Consider the following 273-nt stretch of genomic DNA (forward strand, 5'->3'; position numbering starts at 1 on the left):
AACGATCGTCTGGATATTCGGATTATCGTTCTTGGCAATCTCGAATTGCGTTGCAATATCAGTTGCATAGATACCGCCCGTTACTTCTGCACCCGAGATAGTATATTGACGGAACGTTTCTCCAGCATAGTCTTCAAGAATATCCTGAATCTTACCGGATAAAGCGAAAATCGAATCCCCAATGGTTACAACTTGATCGTTGTCAGCGTCTGTTACACGGTCATTGCTGACTAGACTACCAACACCGCCACAGCCTGTGAGTCCCGCAGAAAT

Annotated in this window: 1 pseudogene; it reads right to left on the bottom strand. The window is 45.4% G+C overall.

The window, feature by feature from the left end:
• Nucleotides 1-273 (bottom strand): annotated as a pseudogene (locus tag A3761_RS27310) (SGNH/GDSL hydrolase family protein); the annotation flags it as partial.

Source organism: Oleiphilus sp. HI0123, from assembly GCF_001635315.1.